Source organism: Lachnoanaerobaculum sp. Marseille-Q4761 (genome assembly GCF_017565785.1).
Lineage (GTDB): Bacteria > Bacillota > Clostridia > Lachnospirales > Lachnospiraceae > Lachnoanaerobaculum.
Genome location: NZ_JAGEKB010000002.1, coordinates 804279 through 812724, shown reverse-complemented (window position 1 = coordinate 812724; position 8446 = coordinate 804279). Strand labels below are relative to the sequence as shown.

The following is an 8446-nucleotide window of genomic DNA, read 5'->3' as shown; positions in this document are numbered from 1 at the left end:
TAAAGAACATAGAGCAGGAAATATTGATCATAGAGGACAAGATACAAGAAAATACAGCTTTAGGACATCATCTGAATGTGGATAAGCTAAGAGAAGCGGTAGCAAAAGGAGAACTTGTTTTAGACTGGATCAACGAAGTCATAGACAAAATCTATGTTTATGACAAGGATACGGTGGAGATTGTTTGGAAGTTTGAGGAAGGTGATGAAAAAGATGGATAAAAAAGACGAGATGATGCTTGTAAATCATGAATCCCTTGTGAAAAAGATTTATATTATTAGGGGACAGAAAGTTATGCTTGACTTTGAATTAGCCGAGATCTATGGATATGAAACAAAGGCTTTTAATCAGCAAGTAAAAAGGAATATCGAAAAATTTGATGAAGATTTTATGTTCCGATTAACGGACAAGGAAGTATCTGAACTTTCAAGGTCACAAAATGTGCCCTTGAACAAGAGTGCTGGGAGAGGTAGTAATATTAAGTACAATCCTCATGCTTTTACCGAACAGGGAATATATATGCTGATGACAGTTCTCAAAGGGGAGCTTGCGGTCAAGCAAAGTAAAGCGTTGATTCGTACTTTCAAGCAAATGAAAGACTACATCGTAGAAAATCAAGGGTTGATTGGGAAAAGAGAGTTTTTACAGCTTTCTATGTAGATCACAAGTAATGTCGTGGAAATGCAGGATTTAAGACGAGATTTAAGATATGTTGAAGATCAGGTAGCGGAAGTGATGGACACCTTAAATAATGTGGTGCATAAATCTGAACTGTCTGACTTGATTCTCGAGCTTAGCAATCCACAGCTTAAATACGGATTTTTACTTTTGAATGGACAGCCGATCGAAGCAAATCTCGCTTATAAGGACATTTACAGCATAGCGAAAAAGAGCATTTATATCGTAGATAACTACATCGGAGTGAAAACTTTGGTCTTGTTAAAAGATGTTCCTTCATTAGTAGAGGTAATTATATTCAGTGATAACATCGGCAAAGGACTTCATACCCTTGAATATCAGGATTTTTGTGAGGAATATCCGTTTAGAAAGATAACATTCCAAAAATCCGGCGGAGAGTTTCATGACAGGTACATTATTATCGATTGGAATACCGAACATCAGAGAATTTATCATTGTGGAGCATCTTCCAAAGATGCAGGGCAACGAATCACAAGCATAACGGAAGTGGTCGATCAGATGATTTACACTGACCTTATCAATAACCTATTGAAAAATCCGGTGTTGAAGTTAAGATAAGAAGTGAAGCAGATTGGAAATTTAATGGGATTAACAAAGGAAGGCAAGAAGAATGGAAGAATTAATATTTAAATCAATTGAAAATATGGCAGGTATTAACTTTATAATTCCATCCTTTCAAAGGGGTTACAGATGGAGTGAAGAGAATATTATAAATTTATTTAATGATATATTAGAAAATGAGGAAGGGTATTTGTTACATTCTCTTTGTCTTGGAAAAAATAGCAAAGAGGAGAAGTGTTCGAAGGAGTATGTTGTTGTTGATGGTCAACAAAGACTTACAGCGATGTATATTATTCTAGCGGTTTTATATAGAAATATTGAAGAAGAAAAATTCAATATTAAGATACAATATGAAAGTAGGGAGACGAGTGGAGAATTTTTAGATTTTCTTTTTTCCTATAAGGGAGAGGTATCGAGTGCTGAAGTCCGGGAAGAATGGGAAAATTTAAAAAAAGAAATGAATTTGGATTTTGAATACATGATTGCATCATACATAGGAATAAATAATGAGATAGATAAGCAAAAAGATAGCCAACAATTTGAAATAATAAAGCTAAAAGATAAATTTATGAAAGCAAAATTTATATGGACTGTTTTAGAGTATCAGTCTAAAAAGGATTTGATTGATAAATTTGGAAAAATAAATATGGGAAAAATACCATTAAATAACGCTGAACTTATCAAATCGGAATTTTTAAATTATAAAAATATAGATGAATCATTTATAAGTAATGTATCATTATTGAAAATAGAAAATAAACAACGAGAAGTAATAAAACTATGGGCTGAGATAGAACACACATTGCATTTTGCTGATTTTTGGGCTTTTATTCCTCATAAGAATCAGTATAGAGTGGGCAGTGATGATATCAATAGAATAGAGTGTATTCTTCAATTTTATTTATTCAAACAAAAATCAGGAAGAAAAGGTTATGAATTGTATATGGACAGATTTAGAGGTGACTTTATTTTATATGATTCTTTTGTTTCGTATTTAAAAGGGTTGAAGGAAGAAAAATATTCTAATAAAGAGAAATCTTCTATTTCTATAATGGAGGAGGTATATTGTTTATTTAAAGAAATCAAATCTTTGTATCATAACGATGGAAGAAGTATAGATTATCTAGGGGATAAAAATCTCTATAATTATATTTCTTATTATGTTTATTATAATGATAGCGTAAATGAAAATGAGTATTTGAATTCATTTCAATTATTCTATGAATTATTAGAGAAAAATAGAAATGATCGCGAAAGATTAATCAAAACAAAGATAAAAGAAATGGTTTTTGGGGAAGACGGAATTAAAAATAAAATTTTAAGTTTAAATTATGAGGATTCAAAGAAAGAGATGCTTCATGTACTATTACTATATAATGTTATTTTAGTCAGTTCTACCCAAGGAGTTGGAAATCGATTTAATTTTATAGAATATAAATCCAAGACATGGACAGCAGAGCATATATTTCCTCAAAATTCTAAATTTAATTTACATAAAGATGATAACAATATAGAAGAAATAAAAGAGTTTCTATCATTAATCACAGCAAATTTGAATGAAAATAAAGGAATTGAACCAAAAAATGAATATGCTCTGAGATATATAAATTATATTTATCAAAAAGAAATGGAAATATTTCCGACACAAAAAGAAAATAGCAATGAAAAAATGACAAAATGTAAAGTCTACCCTAAAATTCTGGAAAGTAAGAGAAAAAATAAAAATGGAGAAGAAATAGTTGAATTTGAATATAATACAGAAAAAATAGAAGGATTATTATCGTACAAAGATGAGTATGAAAAAAGATTTGCAAATAAAATGTATTTAATAGTTAAGGCATCTGAGTTTTTAGAAAAACTAAGCCTATATGAAGAATGTAGAAAGTTATTAAATCCTAAAGTAAAAATAGCTATTAATGAAAAAAAGGATTTTATCAAAAATAATAAGAGTGATTTTTTAGAATATTCTTTTCCTCTTATTCATATACCTAAAGAAGAAGAAAAAAATTTGGATGTTGTTGAACATCTAAGAAAAGAAATTGAAACGCTTAATTTTAAATTTACTTTTCAAACAGCGATGAATCTGGAAGGGGAGCTTGGAAAAATAAAATCAAAATTTGAAATCATAAAACAACAAGAGATTGAAGAGAGCGAATATGAATCAGAGATAATTTCTTCACCTAGTAATATTACTAAGATAAATATTTCGGATGAGGTAGTTGAAATAAATAAGATTGTGTATGAAGTTAGCTTGGAACATTTAGATGTTTTAAATGAGGGTGTCATAAATGAATTTATAAAGAATTATCGTGACAAGATTAGAGAAGAAATCAATTACTTCTTCAAAGAAAAATTCAATGAATTAATTTTAGATAATTCAATTGCGAATATTGCACTTCTAGATAATAGAGTAAATGGAAATAATACAGTTGGAAACAAAAGTTTTTCAGATAAAAAAGTAGCAATTTTTAATTTAATGAAAAAAGGGGAATTTGTTCCCCTATCTACGATACTAACTTTTTCAAATGTTTATACAAAAAATAAAGATACGGATAAATATTGGCTTTATAAAAGTAGATGCATTTATTTGAGAGAACTGATAGAAACAATACAATGTTTTTTTAAAGACTAGGAGGTTTTTATATGAGCGATGAAAAAGAAATGATAAATTATTCAGCCTTTAGATTTATGAGTGAATATAAGATTTGTATTCCTATTATTCAAAGAGAGTATATTCAGGGTTGTCATGATCAAAGAATAATTAATACGACAAATAAAATGATAGATGATATTCTTACGGCATTGAGAAATGAGCGTGAGAGAGTCAATTTAAATATTATATATGGCTATAGTGAAAATAATGTTTTTTTTCCGATTGATGGTCAACAAAGATTAACTTTGCTATATTTAATAATTTATTATTGCGCAGTAATGGGAGAGAAGATTGAAGATTTTAACTCAAATATTAAAAGTTTTAGTTATGAAACAAAAGATACTTCAAAAAGGTTTTTTGAAGTAATTTTAAATAAGGCGAAGGATATAAGCGAGATTTTAAATTCGGGCAAAGATGTTGTTAGAGAAATGAAATCTTGTTTGTGGTTTCAGGTTGATTGGAATAATGATGTAACAATCAATTCTGTTTTATCAATATTAAAAAAGTTAAATGATAAAATTAAGAAAGAAGAAGTAAAAGTTTTTTACAACAGATTAAAAGATGGGCAATTTGTTGTGTTTGATATTTGTATAGAAAGAAAAGAGGGGGCAAAATTAAATTCCAGTACATCTTATATTTCTTTGAATGCAAGAGGAAAGATGTTGGAAGATTTTGAGAATGTGAAATCTCTTTTTGAGAAAATAGAAATTACTTTAGGAAAAAAGGAAAAGTTTTTTTCGGATCAGTATGATAGAAAATATATCGATATATTTTATAAAAGCGTAGATAGTTCAAAAAAGTTGGAGGATAAAACCGAAGAGATTAATCAAAAATCGATTCTGTTTTTATTAAATTCTTATAACTTAGTAGTCAATATTTTTGATGATGATATTAACCGAAAATATGTTCATAACTTTGAGAATTATTATGAAAAACTGTATTATTTCAATAAAGAAAATAAAGATGTTATGGGTAAATATTTCGATTTTATTCATAAAGTTTTGGATGAGTTATATAAAAACCCCGAATTAATAAAAGTGTATCCAATTCTTGAAAGTACATGGGATGAAAAACAAGTACCTTTTTTTCAAGGGAAAAATACTTTTTATACTACTGAAAAAGGAATATGCGACCCTAAATATGCTGTAATCTTTTTGCTCTATCTTTTTTTAAATAGTAATGTATCAATGGAATCTTTGAAAAAATTAGAACATGTTCTCGAAAATATTGGATACACTTCTGTTAGACAAGAAAATTTTGATTTTGCACATTATATTTGTAATGCATTGAGAAAGGAAGACATATATGAATATTTTACTAAAGTAATGAGTATTGATGATGTTACAGAAGATATAAGATGGGGAAATTCAGGCAAAGATCTTAAGTGTAGACTTAAAGAGCAAATTATAAAGTTTAAAGTAATTGATTATTATAATAAGAACCATGATGAGCAGAAATGGGAATTTAACTTCTTTGAGAAGTATGAAAAAAAATATAAATATTCTAATAATGGGCAACTATTCTATTTGTTATATATAACAGATTTATGGGATAGCGAAATTACCGAGAAGAAAATGGATTTGCTTGAATCATATTTATCATTAAATGAAAAAATTTTATTCTCATCTGAACTTATTATGAAAAAGTTCTTCGCAATAGCGACTTATTATGATGACGAAAAAGATGATCTTTTTTCAGCTCAAGCAATTAATGAAAAATGTAATTATGTTTATGTAAGGTATGAGGGTGAAAGAAAAATTACACTTTCTAAGGATAATTTGCACAAATTGGAGAGTGGTCTTTATACAACAAATGATAACACAGAATATGGCAATGATTTAAATAATAAGGAACTAAAAAAAATAAAACTATCTATTATCAAAAAAGTGTACGATTTTTTATTAAATCCAAATGAAAATTACATGGAGTGGATAAAAAAGAAGTTAAATGCTGATTACAATGAGTGTTGGCTAAAATATGCAGTAGACAGAAAGTATACAGAATTACTTGACAATCAATTGACGTACAACAATGGTAAGGTATATATTCTAATTAAAAATGAGATGGAGAAGGAAGATAAGGTAAGGTTCGATACAAGAGTTCTATTGTTAGATTTAAAAGAAGAGTATAAAGCTTTGGAAAAATATAGAAGTTCTGTGTGGTCATATGATACAAAACATGTCGATTCTTATAAAAGTGAGGTTGGATTAACATATGGTGAATGCAACTCAGATAAAAACATCATTAATCATTTTCCTGTGCCTATATTTAACCTTATATATAGAGAGAGGTATCCAAAGTATAAATATAAAAAAAGTAGTTGGAGGCGACGATGTTTTTTTTATTTCATGAATAAAATATATTTGAATTTTCCAAAGGATACAGTGTATGCAATTGTTAATAATGAAATTACTCTTTATCAGTTTGGTAAAGATTATGAGTATATAAAGTTTTCTTATTCTTTAGTCGATGATCTTAATCGGTTGAAAAATGCAGGGAGTGATTTTGAAGATGAAGTAAAAAAAATAATAGGAGATTATCAGACTTTTGAAGATGCTCATCAGGAATCATGGTCGAAAAGCCATTATAACTATTTGGGTGGTATATTTAAATATGGGAAAATACTTGTTATGAAAAGTATAGATATAAAATTGTTTGAGAAAAATGGTGAAGGAAGTTTGGAAAAATTTCAAGTTTTGGAGTAGCGCTAATTTAATGTAAGAAAAAAATATGTATCCAATACTTGACACAAGGGTGTGCTTGTGTTCTGATAGGGATACCGGCATAGTTGTAAATTTTTTAAGGTATCGAGATTGATTTTGTAAAATCATGATACAATAGAGTATATGAAATGTATTGGAAATTTGAATAAGAGGATAATGAAATGGATAAAAAAGATGAAATGATGTTTGTAAATCATGAATCCCTTGTAAAAAAGATTTATATTATTAGGGGACAAAAGGTTATGCTTGACTTTGAATTAGCCGAAATCTATGGATATGAAACGAAAAATTTTAACAGGCAAGTCAAGAATAATATTGAGAAGTTTGAAGGCGAAGATTTTATGTTCAGGCTCACCGAAGAAGAAATGGATGACTTGAGGTGCAAAATTTTCACCTCAAGCTGGGGTGGTACAAGGTACCTTCCTTATGCCTTTACTGAACAGGGAATCTATATGCTGATGACTGTATTAAAGGGTGACCTTGCTGTAAGGCAAAGTAGAGCTTTAGTTCGTACTTTCAAGCAAATGAAAGATTACATTGTAGAAAATCAAGGCTTGATTGGGAAAAGAGAGTTTTTGCAGCTTTCGATGCAAATCACAAGTAATGTCGTGGAAATGCAGGATTTAAGAAGAGATTTAAGAGATGTGGAAGATAAGGTGGCAGGATTAGTGGATAATTTAGGGAATGTTGTACATAAATCTGAACTGTCTGACTTGATTCTCGACCTTAGCAATCCACAGCTCAAATACGGATTTTTACTTTTGAATGGACAGCCGATCGAAGCAAATCTTGCTTATAAGGACATTTACAGCATAGCGAAAAAGAGTATTTATATTGTAGATAATTACATCGGAGTGAAAACTCTGGTCTTGTTAAAAGATGTCCTTTCATCGGTAGAGGTAATTATATTCAGCGACAACATCGGTAAAGGACTTCATACCCTTGAATATCAGGATTTTTGTGAGGAATATCCGTTTAGAAAGATAACATTCCAAAAATCCGGTGGAGAATTTCATGACAGATACATTATTATCGACTGGAACACCGAACATCAGAGAATCTATCATTGTGGAGCATCTTCCAAAGATGCAGGACAAAGAATTACGAGCATAACGGAAGTAGTTGATCAGATGATTTACACTGACCTTATCAATAAGCTCTTGAAAAATCCGGTGTTGAAGTTAAAATAGAAGTAAAACAGATTGGGAATTTTAAAAAATGTATGCAATACTTGACACAAGGGTGGAATGTAAAGCCATTACGCTCAAATGCAACTGCTGAGGTATTGCATTAGAATATAACCAGAATGGAATGTAAAGAATAAAAAAGTAAATAGGAAAACGGCACGAAAAGCAATTAGAATATGACCAAAATGGAATGTAAAGGTAGGATACGGGAATTAAGCGATGCCTTAATACCACATTAGAATATAACCAAAATGGAATGTTAATCTTAAAAATCAAATAGAGAGCCTTACAAGTAAACTTCAATGAAAGAAGCAAAAACTTTTTCAAAAACTACTTAGGTGATGAAATAAAGTAAGTTACTTATGCAGGAGCTTATGGATATTCCCTAACAAGGAAAATTGCATGAAAGAGACCTATACGAAGCGAGGATTAAGTGATTTTTCGTAAGTGCATATGCACTTACCGTGTTTATTACGAAAGTGTAGTTAATAATTTAAGTGTTAAGTAAATTTAATTTTATATTATTATAATACAAACAAATATAAAAAAATAAACTGTAGATCACATAGTATATTGATATCTTAGATAAATGATTAAAATGGTGACAGAACTAAAAGATTGCA

4 protein-coding genes and 1 pseudogene are annotated in these 8446 nt (G+C 29.3%); all 5 read left to right on the top strand.

Translation table 11 applies throughout. From position 1 onward, the window contains the following. Positions 1-221: hypothetical protein (locus tag J4O15_RS11125; RefSeq protein WP_442911599.1), on the top strand; the 221-nt coding region annotated here is incomplete at its 5' end. Next, positions 214-1257: pseudogene (locus tag J4O15_RS16470) on the top strand (ORF6N domain-containing protein). The gene J4O15_RS11125 and the pseudogene J4O15_RS16470, both read left to right, overlap by 8 nt. A 52-nt stretch (positions 1258-1309) precedes the next feature. Beyond that, entirely contained in the window at positions 1310-3892 is a 2583-nt protein-coding gene (locus J4O15_RS11115; protein WP_208100795.1) for a DUF262 domain-containing protein, read from the top strand. Between the two features lie 11 nt (positions 3893-3903). Next, positions 3904-6618 (top strand): DUF262 domain-containing protein, encoded by a 2715-nt coding sequence (locus J4O15_RS11110; protein ID WP_208100794.1) that lies wholly within the window; start codon positions 3904-3906, stop codon positions 6616-6618. A 179-nt stretch (positions 6619-6797) separates the two neighbouring features. Further along, entirely contained in the window at positions 6798-7826 is a 1029-nt protein-coding gene (locus J4O15_RS11105) for an ORF6N domain-containing protein (RefSeq protein WP_208100793.1), read from the top strand. The last annotated feature ends 620 nt before the right edge of the window (positions 7827-8446 follow it).

Bases quoted from the DNA above. Each gene is read 5' to 3' on its own strand.
- J4O15_RS11115 (WP_208100795.1), top strand. From the start codon at position 1,310: ATGGAAGAATTAATATTTAAATCAATTGAAAATATGGCAGGTATTAAC.
- J4O15_RS11110 (WP_208100794.1), top strand. From the start codon at position 3,904: ATGAGCGATGAAAAAGAAATGATAAATTATTCAGCCTTTAGATTTATG.
- J4O15_RS11105 (WP_208100793.1), top strand. From the start codon at position 6,798: ATGGATAAAAAAGATGAAATGATGTTTGTAAATCATGAATCCCTTGTA.